General features: G+C 43.5%; 20 protein-coding genes and 1 pseudogene. 10 read left to right on the plus strand and 11 right to left on the minus strand.

All coding sequences use genetic code 11. The annotated features are described in order from the left end of the window. Window positions 1-9: 9 nt before the first annotated feature. From FTV13_RS14005 to FTV13_RS14020, 4 genes are all read right to left on the minus strand, one after another. Window positions 10-909: a LysR substrate-binding domain-containing protein gene (locus FTV13_RS14005; protein WP_166134896.1), complete on the minus strand. Its 900-nt coding sequence runs from the start codon at window positions 907-909 to the stop codon at window positions 10-12. 87 nt (window positions 910-996) lie between these two features. Next, entirely contained in the window at window positions 997-1,701 is a 705-nt protein-coding gene (locus FTV13_RS14010) for an NAD-dependent deacylase (protein ID WP_179993005.1), read from the minus strand. Between the two features lie 19 nt (window positions 1,702-1,720). Then, window positions 1,721-2,653 carry an alpha/beta fold hydrolase gene (locus FTV13_RS14015; protein ID WP_180012374.1) on the minus strand — a complete coding sequence of 311 codons (933 nt, stop codon included), beginning with the start codon at window positions 2,651-2,653 and terminating at the stop codon, window positions 1,721-1,723. A 14-nt stretch (window positions 2,654-2,667) separates the two neighbouring features. Then, a complete protein-coding gene (locus FTV13_RS14020) occupies window positions 2,668-3,216 on the minus strand; it encodes a PadR family transcriptional regulator (protein WP_166134890.1) in 549 nt (182 codons plus the stop codon). Between the two features lie 166 nt (window positions 3,217-3,382). Between FTV13_RS14020 and FTV13_RS14025 the strand changes: the two genes are divergently transcribed. The 3 genes from FTV13_RS14025 to FTV13_RS14035 all read left to right on the plus strand — a co-directional run bounded on the left by FTV13_RS14025 (window position 3,383) and on the right by FTV13_RS14035 (window position 7,182). After that, the gene (locus FTV13_RS14025; protein WP_179993003.1) at window positions 3,383-5,407 is read left to right on the plus strand and encodes an NADPH-dependent 2,4-dienoyl-CoA reductase; all 2,025 of its coding nucleotides are present in this window, start codon (window positions 3,383-3,385) and stop codon (window positions 5,405-5,407) included. Window positions 5,408-5,595: 188 nt separating this feature from the next. Next, window positions 5,596-6,006, plus strand: a complete 411-nt coding sequence (locus FTV13_RS14030) for a nuclear transport factor 2 family protein (RefSeq protein WP_179993002.1) — start codon at window positions 5,596-5,598, stop codon at window positions 6,004-6,006. A gap of 69 nt (window positions 6,007-6,075) precedes the next feature. Further along, window positions 6,076-7,182, plus strand: coding sequence for a YheT family hydrolase (locus FTV13_RS14035; RefSeq protein WP_166134882.1), 1,107 nt, complete (start codon window positions 6,076-6,078; stop codon window positions 7,180-7,182). A 61-nt stretch (window positions 7,183-7,243) separates the two neighbouring features. Here the strand turns inward: FTV13_RS14035 and FTV13_RS14040 are convergent, their stop codons facing one another. After that, window positions 7,244-7,699: a hypothetical protein gene (locus FTV13_RS14040; RefSeq protein ID WP_373683629.1), complete on the minus strand. Its 456-nt coding sequence runs from the start codon at window positions 7,697-7,699 to the stop codon at window positions 7,244-7,246. 228 nt (window positions 7,700-7,927) lie between these two features. Here FTV13_RS14040 and FTV13_RS14045 point away from each other — a divergent pair, with 228 nt between their 5' ends. The 7 genes from FTV13_RS14045 (at window position 7,928) to FTV13_RS15795 (ending at window position 14,607) form a co-directional block, all read left to right on the plus strand. Next, the gene (locus FTV13_RS14045; RefSeq protein WP_104426986.1) at window positions 7,928-9,568 is read left to right on the plus strand and encodes a CTP synthase; all 1,641 of its coding nucleotides are present in this window, start codon (window positions 7,928-7,930) and stop codon (window positions 9,566-9,568) included. Window positions 9,569-9,599: 31 nt separating this feature from the next. Then, complete coding sequence (gene kdsA / locus FTV13_RS14050) at window positions 9,600-10,457, plus strand: 3-deoxy-8-phosphooctulonate synthase (RefSeq protein WP_004783756.1); 858 nt, start codon at window positions 9,600-9,602, stop codon at window positions 10,455-10,457. 44 nt (window positions 10,458-10,501) lie between these two features. Further along, on the plus strand, window positions 10,502-11,791 hold the full coding sequence (gene eno / locus FTV13_RS14055) for a phosphopyruvate hydratase (protein ID WP_179993000.1): 1,290 nt from the start codon (window positions 10,502-10,504) through the stop codon (window positions 11,789-11,791). 13 nt (window positions 11,792-11,804) lie between these two features. Further along, window positions 11,805-12,188, plus strand: coding sequence for a septum formation initiator family protein (locus tag FTV13_RS14060; RefSeq protein ID WP_034171068.1), 384 nt, complete (start codon window positions 11,805-11,807; stop codon window positions 12,186-12,188). Further along, a complete protein-coding gene (gene ispD / locus FTV13_RS14065) occupies window positions 12,157-12,870 on the plus strand; it encodes a 2-C-methyl-D-erythritol 4-phosphate cytidylyltransferase (RefSeq protein WP_159123155.1) in 714 nt (237 codons plus the stop codon). Before FTV13_RS14060 ends, ispD begins: the two co-directional genes overlap by 32 nt. Before the next feature lie 100 nt (window positions 12,871-12,970). Further along, complete coding sequence (gene rodA, locus FTV13_RS14070; protein WP_166134868.1) at window positions 12,971-14,110, plus strand: rod shape-determining protein RodA; 1,140 nt, start codon at window positions 12,971-12,973, stop codon at window positions 14,108-14,110. Between the two features lie 137 nt (window positions 14,111-14,247). Further along, window positions 14,248-14,607 (plus strand): hypothetical protein, encoded by a 360-nt coding sequence (locus tag FTV13_RS15795; RefSeq protein WP_227607366.1) that lies wholly within the window; start codon window positions 14,248-14,250, stop codon window positions 14,605-14,607. 48 nt (window positions 14,608-14,655) lie between these two features. On the opposite strand, the gene FTV13_RS14080 is transcribed toward FTV13_RS15795, so the two are convergent. The 6 genes and pseudogenes from FTV13_RS14080 to FTV13_RS14105 all read right to left on the minus strand — a co-directional run. Next, the gene (locus FTV13_RS14080; protein WP_159123153.1) at window positions 14,656-14,958 is read right to left on the minus strand and encodes a cyd operon YbgE family protein; all 303 of its coding nucleotides are present in this window, start codon (window positions 14,956-14,958) and stop codon (window positions 14,656-14,658) included. 3 nt (window positions 14,959-14,961) lie between these two features. Next, a complete protein-coding gene (gene cydX, locus FTV13_RS14085; RefSeq protein ID WP_004783742.1) occupies window positions 14,962-15,063 on the minus strand; it encodes a cytochrome bd-I oxidase subunit CydX in 102 nt (33 codons plus the stop codon). A 24-nt stretch (window positions 15,064-15,087) separates the two neighbouring features. Further along, window positions 15,088-16,233 (minus strand): cytochrome d ubiquinol oxidase subunit II, encoded by a 1,146-nt coding sequence (gene cydB / locus FTV13_RS14090; RefSeq protein ID WP_159123152.1) that lies wholly within the window; start codon window positions 16,231-16,233, stop codon window positions 15,088-15,090. Further along, entirely contained in the window at window positions 16,230-17,816 is a 1,587-nt protein-coding gene (locus FTV13_RS14095) for a cytochrome ubiquinol oxidase subunit I (protein WP_125279135.1), read from the minus strand. Before FTV13_RS14095 ends, cydB begins: the two co-directional genes overlap by 4 nt. After that, complete coding sequence (gene cydP / locus FTV13_RS14100) at window positions 17,816-18,007, minus strand: cytochrome oxidase putative small subunit CydP (protein ID WP_004783737.1); 192 nt, start codon at window positions 18,005-18,007, stop codon at window positions 17,816-17,818. Before cydP ends, FTV13_RS14095 begins: the two co-directional genes overlap by 1 nt. A 287-nt stretch (window positions 18,008-18,294) precedes the next feature. Then, a pseudogene (locus tag FTV13_RS14105) lies at window positions 18,295-18,406 on the minus strand (IS982 family transposase); the annotation flags it as partial.

An 18,406-nucleotide genomic window follows, 5' to 3' on the forward strand; every position in this document is an offset into this window, starting at 1 on the left:
TATGTCTATTTATACAAGATGCAGATGCTCAACCAGATAATCAATAAATACTCTTACAGCTGGTAACAGACCACGACGGGAAGGATAAACCAGATGGAAAATTCCATGTGCCGTTTTCCAGTCTGAAAGTACCCGAACCAGTTCGCCCCGTTCTATATATTGCTGCACGACATTATCGGGCAATAAGGTAATACCACAGCCTGAAGCTGCCAGTTGTGCCAGCATATTCAGGTCTGATCCCATTACGGTCGGGTTGATCCGGATTTTCTTCTGTTGCTGCTGCTCATTCTGCAATATCAGGAACTGTTCAGTATGTTCCTCAGCCATGCTTAAAATTTTATGTTCAGAGAGCTGTTCAGGTGTTTTAAGATCGCCAAATTCATTTAAATAGCCCTGACTGGCAAACAGATGCTGTTCAATTTTTTCAAACTGACGAATTACCAGATTCGGATCATCATCCAGGCTGGTCCGTACCCGTAAGGCCAGATCAAAACCTTCATTAATAATGTCCACACGTCGATTGGTGATCATCATCTGGACTTTAATTTCAGGATATTTTTTCAGGAAATCCGGCAGGATTTTTGCCATTTCATTCTGGGCAATGGAGACGGGCAGGCTGATTTTAATGGTACCACGCGGTTCAGTACTGAGATGATCCACCAGATCATGGGCGGCCTGTGCTGCACTGAGCATCACTTGTGCATGTCGATAGATATTCATGCCAATATCAGTGACTGCAAAATGGCGAGAACTACGCTGAATCAGGCGGACACCAAGGCGTTCTTCCAGATTATAAACACGGCGGCTGAGCTTGGATTTGGGAATATCGGTGGCACGTTCGGCTGCACTAAAGCCGCCATGTTCAACGACCTGCGCAAAACAGTAAAAATCATCCAGATCAGTCAGCATCGTTTAATTCCATTCCTGCAACAATAGGCTGATTAAAAAATGATTGTTGCATACTGTCAACTATAGAATACGAATTTTGAATGATGACTAGATCTCGGACTCAAGTAATTTAAGTAAGGTCTTCATGCCTTCTGTGGCCGTTTGGGAAATCTTGTGAAACTGAACTGGTAAATGCTGTTGATCTGCTTTGGGATCAATATAGTAAGCTGTGGAGTGAGCTGGAATCTCATGGATTAAACCAGCAACAGGATATACTTGCAAACTGGTTCCAATGACCACAAAAATATCAGCATTCTGTACACAATCTTGTGCTTCTTCATAAGCAGGAACTGCTTCGCCAAACCAGACTACATGTGGACGTAGTGGATAGCCATCCTTACAGAAGTGTTTAGTTAAATCTAATTCAGTCCCTTCAATCGGATAAAACTCGGTGGTGTACTGACAATTCGGGCCTGAGGTTTTGGCTAGGCGGATATTACCATGCAGGTGAATGACCTTGGAGCTTCCCGCACGTTCATGCAGATCATCAATATTCTGGGTAATCACATGTACATCAAAATCATCTTCAAGTTCGGCAATGAGTTGATGAGCTGCATTTGGCTGTGCTTCCAGAATATTTTTACGTCGGGCATTATAAAAGCGTTGCACCAGTTCCGGATTTTTAGCCCAAGCTTCCGGTGTGGCCACTTCTTCTATACGATACTGTTCCCAAAGCCCATCACTGTCACGAAAGGTGTTAATCCCACTTTCCGCACTCATGCCAGCACCTGAAAACACCACCAGTTTTTTCATGATTTCTTCTCCTGAATCTTTAGGCCGCTGATGAACTCGACTGTAAATTGTCTTTCAGAAAGATACCGAGCTCCTTGGCAAATTTGAGTGGTTCGGTCAGTAAGGGGGTATGGCCAGATTTTGTAAAAAGTACCTGTTTAGCCTGAGGCAGGCTTTGGGCAATTAGGCGCTGACCTTCCACAGGATAAAGTTTTGACTGCACACCGCTAAAGAAAGTTACTGGACAAGTAAGCTTCGTCAGAGCTTCACGATAATCTTCCTGATGATATAAATAATTATTGATGTACCACGCCATATAATCCACCCGGCTAGAAGGAAGGAGCAGGCTTTGCAGACGAGGTTGGTTCAGGATGAACTTAAATACTTTCAAACTGGCTGGACGATCATTTTGTAGCTGGATAAAGCGCAGCCATAATGCTGCAATTTGCTGTCGTACTGAATTATCCAGATCCCGAATGAGTTCAATATGCTGATGTTCTGCAAGTAATGTTGAAAGCTGCTGCAAAATTTCAATAAATTCCTGATGGCGTGGACCAAAAAGTCCAAATGCCCAGGCATTATCGACCGGAATCTTCGGTGTTTGGTCAATATGCAAATAAGCTGCTATGTGTTTGGCAAAGTTCCCATAGCACAGGCCATGCATGGTGGTTGTCGCGCCCATAGAGTAAGCAATTACAATGAATTGATCTAAATTGAGCTGCTGGATCACCGACTGAACATCAAGCCAGTGACTGGAAATCGCATCCAGGTCTTGCGGGATTTTGCAGTGACTAGACGCCCCAAAACCGCGCCATTCAGGAATAATAAAGCGGAAGTTTTTCTGATGTGGATAGAGAAAAGCTGCCCATTGCCAGCTCAACATGCCCAGACCGGATAGGACCAGTACCGGTTGACCCTGACCGTATTCACGTACAAATAACTGTTCGCCATCTGCCATGGTGTAGAAGGGCATGCGTATCTCCGTATTTATAATTTTTCTACATCGAATTGTTTAAGTCTGGGAATGACCTGTTCCAGCCAGGCAATCCAGCCCAGTTCCTGATCAATACCCAGTTGCAGAATCATTTTATGAATATACAGGGTTCGGTCATTTTCGTCAGCTTGAGCAAAGTCTTTGGCGAAAATATGCTGATAGGTTTTAAGCTTTTCTTTATGTATTTCTAGATGGCGTTCCAGTTCAGGTAAGGTGCTGTTGCCGCCAAGTTGGGCTTCTGCACGCAGACGAACCATCAATTCTTCACGAAGCTGTGCAGGAGAGCTATGCTCCAGCATCCAGTTAGCCAGTTCTTCCCGGCCGAGTCGTTCTACCTGATAGGTTTTTTTACGGCTATGAGAATCTTCCTCTTCTATGGTCGAAATCCAGCCTTTTTGCAGCATGGCATTTAGTTCACGATAGATCTGCTGATGGGTGGCATTCCAGAAGAAGCCCATGGAGCGGTCAAAACGGCGTGCCAGTTCAATGCCGGTGCTCGGTTTCTCAATCAGGCTGGTGAGTAAAACATGTGATAAAGACATAAACGTCTCAAAAAAGTGACTCGGGATTATTATGCAACATGTTGCATAAAAATCAATTCTGCACTATAAATTAGTGCAACAAGTTGCATAAGGCTGATGCTTGATGGAAATAAATCAGTCAGCCTGAATAAAAATAGCCAGCACATCTGCACGCTAGGGAGTTGAAATGTCTAAATATCCGAATTTACTTGCCCCACTGGACCTAGGTTTTACCACGCTTAAAAACCGTGTCTTGATGGGCTCTATGCATGTGGGCTTAGAAGAAGCACCAGGTGGTTATAATCGGATGGCTGCCTTTTATGCAGAACGCGCCAAGGGTGGCGTAGCATTAATTGTGACAGGTGGTATCTCACCGAATGATCATGGCGTCACTTTTCAGGGCGGTTCCAAGCTCGACACGATTGAAGAAGCTGAAAAGCATAAAATCATTACTCAAGCCGTGCATGAGGCTGGCGGGAAAATTGCCATGCAGATCCTGCATACCGGCCGTTACTCTTATCAGGCGGAAAATGTCGCGCCGTCTCCAATTCAGGCACCGATTAATCCAGTCAAACCGCATGCTTTAAGCTCTGCTGAAGTGCAGCAAACCATTGATGACTTTGCCAACTGTGCCAGACTGGCTCAATACGCCGGTTATGACGGTGTCGAAATCATGGGTTCAGAAGGTTACCTGATCAATGAGTTCATCGCAGCGCGTACCAATCATCGTGATGATGAATGGGGTGGTAGTTATGAAAACCGTATCCGTTTCCCGATTGAAATTGTACGCCGTACCCGTGAAATGGTCGGTGAGAATTTTATTATTATCTATCGTCTTTCCATGCTGGATCTGGTTGAAGGCGGTTCAACTCTAGAAGAAGTAATCCAACTGGCCAAAGCCATTGAGAAAGCGGGCGCGACGATTATTAATACCGGTATTGGCTGGCATGAAGCGCGTATTCCGACCATTGCTACCAAAGTGCCACGTGCGGCCTTTACTTGGGTTACGCGCAAGCTAAAAGGTCAGGTGAGTATTCCTCTTATTACCTCTAACCGTATTAATACGCCGGAAATGGCAGAATATGTCCTGGCTACAGGCGATGCTGATATGGTGTCAATGGCACGTCCAATGCTGGCAGACTCTGAGTTTGTCTTAAAAGCAGAACAGGGCCGTAGTGATGAAATTAATACCTGTATCGGTTGTAATCAGGCCTGTCTGGATCATATTTTCTCGATGAAAATTGCTACCTGTCTGGTGAATCCACGCGCGTGTTATGAAACTGAACTGATCTTTAAAGAAACCAATGTAGCGAAAAATATTGCAGTGATTGGTGCAGGACCAGCGGGTTTAAGCTTTGCCATCTATGCAGCAGGTCGTGGTCATCATGTCACTGTATTCGAAGCTTCAGCGCAGATTGGTGGGCAATTTAATATTGCGAAGACCATTCCAGGTAAGGAAGAGTTTTATGAAACCTTACGTTATTTCAAACGTCAGATTGAGTTGCAACCACGTATTCAATTGAAATTAAATTGCACCGCGACCTTTGATCAGCTGATTTCAGCCGAATTTGATGACATTGTGGTTGCCACTGGGGTGACACCGCGTCAGCTCGATATTCCTGGAATTGATCATCCTAAAGTGTTGTCTTATCTGGAGGTACTAAGAGAGCGTAAACCAGTCGGCCAGCGTGTAGCGATTATTGGTGCAGGGGGTATTGGCTTTGATACGGCTGAGATGCTCAGTCATGGGACCGAAAGTGGTAGCGTCAATCCGGAAAAATTCTATGATGAATGGGGAATCGATACTAACTATGAAAATGTCGGTGGACTCAAGACCGCCAATGTAGAACAGCCTGAACGTGAAATTTATTTATTGCAGCGTAAAGCAGCTTCTGTCGGTTCAAGTCTGGGTAAAACCACAGGCTGGATTCACCGTGCTGGCTTAAAGCATCGTAATGTCAAAATGATTGCTGGTGCAAGCTATGAAAAAATTGATGATCAAGGTCTGCATGTGATGGTAAATGATCAACCTGCAGTGTTAGACGTAGATAATGTCATTATCTGTGCTGGTCAGGAATCTTATACTGCCATGTTTGATGAACTAAAAGCTGCCGGTAAAAACGTGCATCTCATTGGTGGTGCGAAAGAAGCAGGTGAGCTGGATGCTAAACGTGCAATCCGTCAGGGTGCTGAATTGGCTGCGGTGATTTAATTGATAAAACTTAAAAGATGACAGTTTTTGCTTTCATGCGAAATTGTCATGAAAGAAAGTTGATTCGCAACATTCCCTCTCCTTTGTTAAAGGAGAGGGTTAGGGAGAGGATTCTATTCTGAAACACCAGAATCCCCCTAAATCCCCCTATTTGCAAAGAGGGACTTTACAACAAAAAGGAAATAATAATGACACTACAAACAACCCAAACTGCAATTATGCGTTGGCATGAAATGTTGGAAACACGTGACATGTCCATATTGAATGAACTCCTCGCGGACGATGTCGTATTCCGCTCACCCGTGGCTTTTCAGCCTTATCCCGGGAAACAGGTTGTATTTTTTATCTTGACCAATGTGGTTCAGGTCTTTGAAAACTTTACTTATCACCGCGAATTTCTTAGTGAAGATGGTAACAATGTTGTACTTGAGTTCTCCGCCAATGTCGGCGATAAGAAACTTAAGGGAATCGACATGATTCAGTTCAATGATGAAGGTCAGATCATTGATTTTGAAGTAATGATACGACCAAAATCTGGACTTGAAGCCTTAGCTATAGAAATGGGCCAGCGGATTCAGGCTTATCAGGCTAATACTTAATTTCCTAAAATTGATTCAAGTCGGCATGAAGTTTGTACATCACTGATAGAAAACTAGAGGGGAATACAGATGAAAATGTGGCTTAAAAAAATGAGTCAACTTTCAAGTGAATATCTGGACCGCTTTAGCGGAGCCGATCTTCCAACACTTTATTATAATCCGAATGGTTTATTTTCTGGTGTGATTGAACGTTTACCACTTTTAAAACAGAAATATCGTCCAACACCGTGGTTATCGAATGCGCATGCGCACATTCTATATCTGGACTTGATAAAAAAACGCACGATTAAGCTGCAATATGATGTGCTTGAGCAGCTGAATATGTCCGATGGCGGCATTACTGGCATTGCCTGGTATGGTTTAGATTTACCGCCAAGTACACCTACCATTGTGCTATTGCATACCATTACCGGCTCTCCGGAATCCATGCGGGAGCTGGTGCGTGACCTACATAAATATACAGGCTGGCGTGTTGCTCTGTGTTTGCGCCGTGGTCATGCTGACCTGCCAATGCCTGTGCCAAAAATGAACTTGTTTGGTTCAACCCAAGATCTGCGTGAACAGTTGCTCTATATTCAGGACAAGTTTCCTCAATCCGATCTCTATGGTGTGGGTTCCTCTGCGGGGACAGGACTGTTGGTTCGCTACTTGGGTGAAGAGGGCGAGCAAACCCCACTCAAAGCAGCCTTTGCTTTATGCCCAGGCTATAACACTGAAACCGGTTTTGCCTATGTACATCCGTTTTATAGCAAAGTCATGGCTAAAAAACTGATCAAACGTTTTATCCATCCTTATCAGGAAACCTGGCAGATTTATCCTTCATGGAAGCAATTGCTTGAGGTGAAAGACTTGTCTGAATTTGAACAGCGCTACTATGAGCTGGCAGGCTTTTCAGATTATGAAAGTTATACCAAGGCCACCAATCCAATTTATGTATTTGAAAATGTCAAAATTCCATTGATGATTTTGAATTCGGAAGATGACCCGGTCTGTCATATCCAGAATCTGGAACCGTATAAGGATGTCATTCGAGCCATGCCAAATATTGTGGTCGTCACCACTAAAAAAGGTAGCCATTGTGGCTTTTATCAGGGCTTAATGCAGACAGAATCATGGGCCACTCGTCTGATGGCAGATTATTTACTGCAACTTTCCGATACTCCAACGGCAGCTTGAAAGAGATTTTTAAACCATAAAAAACCCAGCATAAGCTGGGTTTTTTTGATGAAGGATTATATTAGTTTTCAAGTGCTGGCATAGCAGCAGCAATTGCATCTGCAACTGCATCATCTTCAGACTTATTTGCAGAAGATGAGTTGTTTTTAGGAGCGGCTGGTGTTGCTGCAGGTTTTGCAGGCTGCTCAGTGCTTGAATTTGTTTCAGCTGCAGGCGCAGGCTCTGATTGAGCAGGTTCCGGCTTTTTAACTTCACGGCGAATTTCAGTCGTAGTATTCGCAGTTTGTTCGCGCTGGATTTCAACAGCCGGTGCTGCTGGTGCTTCTTCAACCGGTTCAACTGGTGTTGATTCTAATGGTTCAACAGGCTCAAGTTGTACAGGTTCCGGAGCAACCACTTCAGATGCTGGAGTAACTTCGGTTTGTTCTTCTTCTTTTGGAGCTTCTTTTTTTACACAACCAGTCAGTGTAAGGCCAGTCAGGATCAGGGTACAGATTAAAAGTTTCTTCATCATCATTGCATCAAACAGAATAGTGTAGGGTGTGAATGTTCCTATTATAGCAGCAAAATGCAATATATAAATCATATGAACTTACTGTAATTTTTTTCAGGAATTGCTGTTAGAATAGTCAATTGTTTATTGTTCTTTGATTTGATGCGGATTGACTTTGCTTTATTGGTACAAGGTAAAGTAAAATTGCGCAACATTGCAGGCCGATTTAGGCTCGATTGTACGAGAAACCCAATGACCCATTTTATTTTCGTGACTGGTGGTGTTGTTTCATCACTAGGTAAAGGTATTTCAGCTGCTTCTGTTGCTGCACTTTTAGAAGCCCGTGGTTTAAAAGTGACCATGGTAAAAATGGATCCATACATTAATGTCGATCCAGGGACTATGAGCCCATTCCAGCACGGTGAAGTTTTTGTTACAGAAGACGGTGCTGAAACAGACTTAGACTTGGGTTACTACGAACGTTTCTTGCGTCGTGCGAAAATGACCAAACTGAATAACTTTACATCAGGCCGTGTTTACCAGGATGTTCTGAATAAAGAACGCCGTGGTGACTACCTAGGTGGTACTGTACAAGTTATTCCACACATTACTGACAACATCAAAGAACGTGTACTTCGCGCTGGCGAAGGTTATGACGTTGCGATCGTTGAGATCGGCGGTACTGTAGGTGACATTGAATCTCTCCCATTCATGGAATCTGTACGTCAGTTAATGGTTGAACTTGGTCATAAACGTACGATGCTGATGCACTTAACGTTACTCCCATACATTAAGTCTGCAGCAGAATTAAAAACCAAACCAACACAGCACTCTGTTAAAGAACTTCTGTCTATTGGTATTCAACCAGACATTTTGATCTGCCGTACTGAACATGATGTTGATGCAGATACGACGCGTAAAATTGCCTTGTTCACTAACGTAGAAGCGCGTGCAGTAGTCGTGTGTAAAGATGCACGTACGATCTACCAGATTCCACGTACTTTCTATGAACAAAATGTTGACGATTTAATCTGTGAACGTTTCGGCTATGACAATCTTCCAGAAGCAGACCTGTCTGACTGGGATAATGTGGTAGAAGCTTTACTGAATCCTGAATACACTGTTCGTGTTGCGATGGTTGGTAAATATGTTGAACTTCCGGATGCCTACAAGTCTGTGAACGAAGCACTTTTACATGCCGGTATTCAAAACCGCGTGAAAGTCCAGATCGACTATGTCAATGCTGAAGAACTTGAAAGCCAAGATGTCAATGAAGTATTGAAAGATGCGGATGCGATTCTGGTACCAGGCGGTTTTGGTGAACGTGGTACTGAAGGCAAAATGAAAGCGATTCGTTTTGCACGTGAAAACGGTGTGCCATTCTTAGGCATCTGTTTAGGTATGCAGCTTGCAGTGATCGAATATGCACGTAATGTGGCGGGTATCACTGATGCGACTTCAACAGAATTCAACCGTTCAACCAAATCTCCATTGATTGGTCTGATCACTGAATGGTTAGATGAGCGCGGTGAAGTTCAACAGCGTTCAGTAGATTCTGATCTTGGCGGTACCATGCGTCTAGGTGCACAGAAGTCTGAACTGGTACCGGGTACCAAGACTGCTGAAGTGTATGGTTCGGATGAAATTATCGAACGTCACCGTCACCGTTACGAGATGAACAACCGTTATATCCCAGTGCTGGAAGAAAAAGGCATGAAGATTTCTGGTTATTCTCCAGTGCAACACCTGGTAGAAACTGTTGAAATTCCTGCACATCCTTGGTTTATTGCAGTACAATTCCACCCGGAATTTACCAGCTCGCCACGTGATGGACATCCATTATTTGCCGGTTTCATTGATGCTGCGAAAAAACAGTACCAAAAAACTAAATAATGCGAGTTTAAGACACAACTAGGAAGTTTAAATGTCACAATTAAAACCACAAGAAATTGTACGTTTAGGCGATATACAAATGGCAAACCACTTGCCATTTGTACTATTCGGCGGCATGAACGTACTTGAGTCGAAAGACTTAGCTTTTGAAATTGCAGAGACTTATGTTGATATCTGCAAACGTTTAGATATTCCATATGTCTTTAAAGCAAGTTTTGACAAAGCCAACCGTTCAAGCCTGAACTCATTCCGTGGGCCTGGCCTGGAAAAAGGAATCGAGTGGTTAGCCGACATTAAAAAACATTTTAATGTGCCAATTATCACTGATGTACATGAGCCGTATCAGGCTGCTCCTGTGGCAGAAGTTGCTGACATTATCCAGCTACCTGCATTCTTAAGTCGTCAGACTGACCTGGTTGAAGCGATGGCAAAAACTGATGCCATTATCAACATCAAGAAAGCCCAGTTCCTTGCTCCGCACGAAATGCGCCACATTTTGCATAAGTGTCTGGAAGCAGGGAATGACAAGCTGATTCTTTGTGAGCGTGGTTCTGCTTTTGGTTACAACAATCTGGTTGTAGACATGCTGGGCTTCGACATCATGAAAGAAATGAACGTGCCAGTATTCTTTGATGTAACACATGCATTACAAACTCCAGGCGGTCGTGCTGACTCTGCCGGTGGTCGTCGTGCGCAGATTACTACACTGGCGCGTGCCGGTATGGCAACAGGTCTTGCAGGTTTGTTCCTAGAAGCTCATCCAAATCCGGATGTGGCAAAATGTGATGGTCCTTGTGCCTTGCGTTTATCTCAACTAGAACCATTCCTGGCTCAATTAAAAGAGCTGGATACTCTAGTGAAAGGATTTGAAAAATTAGATACCCATTGATGCAGTTTTAAGCATCCTGTTATTAATCAACTGAGGAATTGTTCATGAGCCAAATCGTTGACATTCGTGCACGTGAAATTTTGGACTCTCGTGGTAACCCAACCATCGAAGCAGACGTTATCCTGGCATCTGGCGTAGTTGGCCGTGCATGTGCACCATCTGGTGCTTCAACTGGTTCTCGTGAAGCTTTAGAACTTCGTGATGGCGATAAAGCACGTTACCTAGGTAAAGGTGTTAAAACTGCGGTTAACAACGTAAACACTCTGATTCGTGATGCGTTAGTGGGTAAATCAGTATTCGAACAGAGAGACATCGACAATACGATGATCGCTTTAGACGGTACTGAAAACAAAGAAAAATTAGGTGCAAACGCAACTTTGGCAGTATCTCTTGCTGCTGCGCGTGCTGCTGCTGAAGAAAAGAAAACGCCGCTTTACCAATATATCGCAGATCTTCGTGGTCAAAAGATTTTGACTATGCCTGTTCCAATGATGAACATCCTGAACGGTGGTGCTCACGCAGACAACACTGTTGATATTCAGGAATTCATGATTGAGCCTGTAGGTTTCACTTCATTCTCTGAAGCGTTACGTGCTGGTGCTGAAATCTTCCATTCTTTAAAATCAGTTTTGAAGAAACAAGGTTTGAACACTGCAGTTGGTGATGAAGGTGGTTTTGCGCCAAACCTTCGTTCTAACGAAGAAGCTATTACTGTGATCCTGTCTGCAATCGAGCAAACTGGTTACAAAGCTGGTTCTGATATTATGCTTGCGCTTGACTGTGCATCTTCAGAATTCTACAAAGATGGTCAATATATCCTGGCTGGTGAAGGCAACAAATCGTTCACAAGCAACCAGTTTGCTGACTACCTTGCAGGTCTGGTAAATCAATACCCTATCATCTCGATTGAAGATGGTCTGGACGAATCTGACTGGGAAGGCTGGTCTTACCTGACTTCTATCCTTGGCGATAAAATCCAGTTGGTGGGTGATGACCTGTTCGTTACGAATCCTAAGATTCTTCAACGCGGTATCAACGAGAAAGTAGGTAACTCAATCCTGATCAAGTACAACCAGATCGGTACATTGACTGAAACTTTAGATGCAATCTACCTTGCGAAAGCAAATGGTTACTCTACTGTAATCTCTCACCGTTCAGGCGAAACTGAAGATTCAACTATTGCGGATCTTGCAGTGGGTACAGCAGCGGGTCAAATCAAGACTGGTTCACTTTGCCGTTCTGACCGTGTAGCGAAATATAACCAATTACTTCGTATCGAAGAATTGACTCAAGCTGCATATCGCGGTAAAGCTGAGTTCAAAGGTTTGAACTAAGCGACTCATGCCAATGTTAAATGTATTCGACTCCTTGATGAGTAAAGTACTGTTGGGCCTTGCGATCGTTTTGATCGCAGGGTTTCAATATTTATACTGGTTCGGTGAGGGTGGTTATAATGACCATCAGGCATTGACCCAGAAAATTCAGCAACAAGTAGAATTGAATGAAGAACTGAAAGAACGTAATCGCGTTCTGGCCGCAGAAGTTTATGATTTGAAGAATGGTATTGAAGCCATCGAAGAGCATGCCCGTCTCGATCTAGGTTTGATCAAGCCGCATGAAACCTTTGTGCAAATGAGCACTATTAGTACTCAATATAAACCGATTTATCTTAATCCGAATAAAGTAGACCTGAGAACCAATGAATCAGCTGATGTTCCAACAACACCATAAATTGTGGGTCATTTTACCAGCTGCAGGTTCCGGTAGCCGATTTTCCAAAACCGAACTTAAACAATACCAGATGATTCAGGAACGGACCGTTCTTGAACACACGGTTTCCCGTCTGAATCAATTGCCATTAGCAGGTTATGTCCTTGCGATTGGTGCACAGGATGATGTTGCCAAGACTCTGCCACTTTCTCATCTGGATAAAGCACATTTTTGCTTGGGCGGTGCAGAGCGCGTCAACTCTGTACTAAATGCCTTGGAATATTTATCTGAGATTGCTTCAGAAGAGGATTGGGTTTTGGTGCATGATGCAGCCCGTCCTTGTGTGAGTCAAAGCTCCCTGATTGATCTGGTCAATACAGCAATTCAAACTGATCAGGCTGCGATTCTGGCCATTCCGGTACGAGATACCTTAAAACGTGTCGTAAAGGATCATGGTATTGAAATGACAGTAGATCGTTCGACATTATGGCAGGCGCAAACACCACAAATGGCGAAACTTGGAACTTTGAAGCGTGCGATTCAGCAGGCACTCGCAGATGGTGCTACCATTACCGATGAAGCCAGTGCACTGGAACATATAGATGAACCCGTCCAAGTAGTACAGGGGCGTTCCGATAATATTAAAATTACCTATCCAGATGATCTGGAACTGGCGAAGTTGATTCTGGCTGTCCAGCGCTAAATATATTGCAATAAAAATGGAATAAATCGGTCAATGGCGATTTATTCCGGAGCACTTTAACTTATAATTTTGCCATCATGAATTTTCTACCCGTGGGCCAATGATCCCTTCACAGCAGTATCGTTTTTTGCGGCAGTCCGCACGCGATGGTCGTAGTATTAATCCCCAGAATGCCTCCCGATGGACCAAGTTGCACCTTGATCCATGGCTGCTTTGTTTCCTGATTTTAAATGCGATCTTGGGTCTGATGGTGGTTTACAGTGCCACCTCTGAAGATTCGGGGATGGTGATTCGCCAGGCGATCAGTTTTGGTGTGGGTTTTGTGGTAATGTTTATCTGTGCCCAAGTACCACCCAAGGTCTATCAGGCTGCCAGTCCATATTTTTATATGTTCGGTATCTTTATGCTGCTGCTGGTCTTTGTGATTGGTGAAAAGCGTCTGGGGGCAACCCGCTGGATTACGTTGCCGGGTGTGGGGAGTATGCAGCCGAGTGAGGTGATGAAGTTTGCCATGCCACTGATGATGGCCTGGTACTTTGCCCGTAAACCTTTCCCGCCAAAATTTCTAGATATTGTGGGCGCCTTGGTGATTTTAGGCGTACCTTTTGTACTGGTGGCATTACAACCCGATCTAAATATCGGTCTGGTGATTCCCGGGATTTTTGTACTGTTCCTGAGTGGCATGTCATGGCGTCTAATTGCTGGAGCCTTTGCTGCTTTGGCCGTTGCAGTGCCGCTACTGTGGATGTTCTTGTTGCAGGAATATCAAAAGAAACGGATTTTGACTTTATTCGATCCAGAATCAGATGCCTTGGGCGCAGGCTGGAATATTATCCAGTCCAAAATTGCCATCGGTTCGGGTGGGGTTATGGGGAAAGGCTATTCGCAAGGCACCCAGTCTCATCTAGGTTATCTGCCTGAACATCATACCGACTTCATCATGTCGACTTATGCCGAAGAATTTGGTTTTATCGGGGTGTTTCTGCTATTCAGCCTGTTTACGGCCATTATTATTCGCTGTCTGATTATTGGCATGAATAGCTTTCATAACTTTGGCCGTTTGTATGCCGGTGCGATCGGACTGACTTTCTTTTTCTTCGTGTTTTTAAACTCAGGCATGGTCAGTGGGATTTTACCTGTAACGGGTGACCCTTTGCCATTGATGAGTTATGGTGGTACAGCCGTAATTTCCATGTTGGCAGGGATGGGTATTGTGATGTCAATTCATACTCATCGGTAGAAAATTCAATGAAGTAAGTTTTCAAAGCCGGACCAGTTCTGGCTTTTTTATTGCTCGTATTTATTAAAAGTAGCTTTATGCTATAAATATTCAATAACTTAGATAAATCGTATGTAATTTTTATTGTTGAGGGGAAAATGCATAAATTAATTATAGCCATTGGAATTTTGGGCTTATCTGTTTCAGCTTGGGCCAAACCACTGAGTCAGGCTGAATTTAAGGCGCAAACCAAACAAAAATATGATGAGTTAGAGCTAAAACTTGCCGTGTTGAACTCATCGGTAGACCGACGTGAGCATCCTGCACTTATGATTGCTAAAGCCTGTGAATATGCAACCGGTTTAAAGCAGTTAAAGTATCTATCAGAACAGAATCTGCATCTTGCGACAGCGCAGGATGAATTCCGGTTTGTGAGTACACTGGATAATCAGTTTACTCAATCCCTTCAGGATTTGGGAACTACCTATGAAACAGGCTGTGTTTCACAAAAGAAATAAAGAACAAAAAGCCCTCAAATGAGGGCTTTGTTTTTGGCTGTTTAATACCTAATTAAGAAACCAGGTGTAATAACCCCATAGCATTAACGGCCAAGCCAGAAACGGACTAAATAGCCATTTCCAGAACCAGTGCTGAGGGATAAAGCCAACCCCGTGAATAAAACCGCCTGAAATGCCGATCATGATAAACATCATGGCGCGGTGGCTATATTCCCCGTTGGCATCCAGCATTGCAGCAGGATGAACCAGCAACACCGCTGCGAGTGGAAAAGCCAATAGGCAAGAAATCACCATTGCAAAAGGGTTAGATTTTTTTTCTATCTTTACTTGTTCAACTGCAGCGTCTGTCATCTCTTATTTCTCATCCAGGTCTTGATGATTTTCAATATATAGTGCACTGAGTACACCAGCGAAACAGGCCATCAAAATGCCGAGAATCCATGCGAAATACCACATAATTTTATCTCCTAAGACACAGCCTTAGTACAGGCTGTGTGAATTCTCTTGAATATGTTTTTTGGTAATCACGCCCCACATCTTGTAGTAACACCAAGTGGTGTAGCACAGAATCAGTGGAACGAAGATGCATGCAGCCACAGTCATCACAGTTAAGGTATTTTGGCTGGAGACCGCATCCCACATGGTTAAGCTTGCAACCGGATTAATGCTTGAAGGCATCAGGAATGGGAACAGGGCAAAACCGGCAGTCAAAATTGCACCGATCACTGCCAGGGATGAACCCAGGAAGCTCAGGCCTGCTTTATTTTTACCTGCTGCCAGTACAATGATCAAGCCACCCAAAATGCCGGCAATTGGAGCAGCCATTGTGATTGGATAAGTCGAATAGTTGTTCATCCAGCCTGGATTGGCATTGGTCATCACTTCTTTGGCAAGCGGGTTGGCAACACCATTGGTATCAAAAGGTGTAACCAGGGTGTAGCCTTGAATACCACCAAAGTACAGCCAAGCGCCTGCAGCCAGGAAAGCTACCAGATAAACAATCCCCATGATTTTGGTTGCTTTGGCAGAACGTTCACGTAAATCGCCATCTGTACGTAGCATCAACCATGCACCACCGTGTGCACACAGCATAGATAAGCTGACAACACCACATACCAGTGCAAATGGATTGAGCAGGGCAAAGAAGCTGCCAGAATAAGTCGAACGAACTGTTTCGTCTAATGTAAATGGAACACCCAGGAACATATTGCCGAATGCGACACCGAAAACCAGTGCAGGCACAGCACCACCAACTGCTAGGCCCCAATCCCAAGCATTACGCCATTTGGTATTTTCCAGTTTGGAGCGATAGTCGAATCCTACTGGACGCAGGAATAAGGCGAACAGAACAAGCAGAAGTGCCCAGTACATACCAGAAAAGGCAGTTGCATAAACCATTGGCCAGGCAGCAAACAGGGCACCACCCGCAGTAATAAACCAGACCTGGTTACCATCCCAATGCGGGGCAATCGTATTGATTGCCGCACGACGTTCTTCATCATTCTGACCCACGAATGGCATGATCGCCATGGAGCCCATATCAAAGCCATCAGTCAGGGCGAAACCAATCAGCAAGACGCCAACCAGTACCCACCAGATTATTTTGAGTAATTCATATTCGATCATGCTTGAGCCTCCTCATTTGCCTTTTTTGCAGCTTCAAGTTTCTCGAAGTGGTATTTACCAGTATGTAGAGAACTTGGGCCAAGGCGTGAGAATTTAATCATTAAGTACATTTCAATGATCAGCAGTACAGTGTAGAACGCTGCTAATGCAATGATTGAACCCCATACATCGCCTGTGCTTAAGCTTGAAGTCGATAAATGTGTAGGCAGAACCTCACCAATAGTCCAAGGTTGACGACCTACTTCAGCAACAAACCAGCCAGTTTGTGCCGCAATCCATGGAAGTGGTAGTGCAAATAATGCAAATTTTAATAACCAAGGTTTGTTTTCTGCATTGCGTTTAGCCACCGCAAAAGTTGCAAGAACAAATAGAACCAGCATCAGGAAGCCAGAAGCGACCATGGCACGAAATGCCCAGAACAGGCTTGGTACATGTGGAATAGTATCTTTTGCTGCTGCCTTAATTTGCTCGTCAGAAGCATCTACAACATTTGCAGTATATTTTTTCAGAAGCAGACCGTAGCCCAAATCTTTTTGAGTTTCTGCAAATGCAGCTTTCAGCTCAGGAGACTGATCACCAGCACGTAGTTTTTCCAGTTGTTCATAAGCCACCATACCGTTTCGGATACGACCTTCATGTTCAACCAGCAGGTCTTTAATACCGGTAACAGGCGTATCTACAGAACGTGTAGCGATAATCCCCATAACATAAGGAATTTTCACAGCATAATCGGTAGACATGGTTTCTTTATTTGGGAAGCCAAATAAAGTAAATGCTGCAGGTGCTGGTTCAGTTTCCCATTCTGCTTCAATCGCAGCCAGTTTGGTTTTCTGTACATCACCAATTTCATAACCAGACTCATCGCCCAGCAGGATCACAGAAAGAGTTGACGCTAAGCCGAAAATGGCAGCAATCGCAAATGAACGGCGTGCAAATGGCAAGTCACGTTTTTTCAGCATATAGTAACTTGAAATCGCCAGTACGAAGATGGCACCAGTCACATAACCTGCAGAAACAGTATGTACGAATTTAACCTGTGCAACCGGGTTAAAGATCAGTGCTGCAAAGTCCACCATTTCCATACGCATGGTTTCATAGTTGAATGCTGAACCAACCGGGTTTTGCATCCAGCCATTGGCAACCAGAATCCACAGTGCAGACATGTTAGATCCCAGTGCAACTAACCAGGTCACGCCCAGATGCTGTACTTTGGATAAACGGTCCCAACCGAAGAAGAATAAACCAATGAAAGTAGATTCAAGGAAGAAGGCCATCAAACCTTCAATAGCCAATGGTGCACCGAAAATATCACCCACATAATGTGAATAATATGCCCAGTTGGTTCCGAACTGGAACTCCATGGTCAAGCCTGTGGTTACCCCTAAGGCAAAGTTAATCCCGAACAGTTTTCCCCAAAACTTAGTCATGTCCTTGTAAATTTCTTTGCCGGAAATCACATAGGTGGTTTCCATAATGGCAAGCAGAAATGCCAGGCCTAAGGTCAGTGGAACAAAAATAAAGTGATACATCGCGGTCATAGCGAACTGGAACCGCGAAAGATCGACCACGCTTTCAGAAATCATCAACGTGTCTCCTTGATTTGGGAAGGATTGCCGGCGATACGCTCGGCGACTTGAGTGTCAAAATCTTTTGGAATAGTAGGCGCATCAAACCAAATATTTTTAATTACCAGAAGTAGAATGATCTTGATAATTAAAATCGCAGTAATCTCTCTTACTGTTTTTTGGTTTAAATTTTTAGAAACTAAGCTCATGTGAACAAGCCTATTATGTGGTTTGTTATATATTATTAATCGATTGTAACTAAAAAATAAATAGACCAAATAGTTTAAATAAATATATATTTATAAGTTATTGAAAATATTAATAATATTTAATTAAAAGTTTGATAATTATTCTAAATATTTGTGATTATTTTTTTGTAACAATAGATTATTTAAATCTGATTAAAATGGTTGGAATTTATTTTTCAAGTATATTAATCCTGATTATTTTGCTGGGGTTTTTATTCAGTTTTTATTCTAATTAACCCGAATCCTGCTTAAGCCGATGACTTCATAATTTGAATTGTTGGCTTATTTTTATGGATCAGTTGATATGCACACAAGGACGCGTAAATCCCTCCTAGAAATCCATGAACACTACGTGCTTTG

Origin of the sequence: Acinetobacter sp. YH12235, assembly GCF_013417705.1 — a bacterium.
In the GTDB taxonomy this organism is placed as follows: Bacteria; Pseudomonadota; Gammaproteobacteria; order Pseudomonadales; family Moraxellaceae; genus Acinetobacter.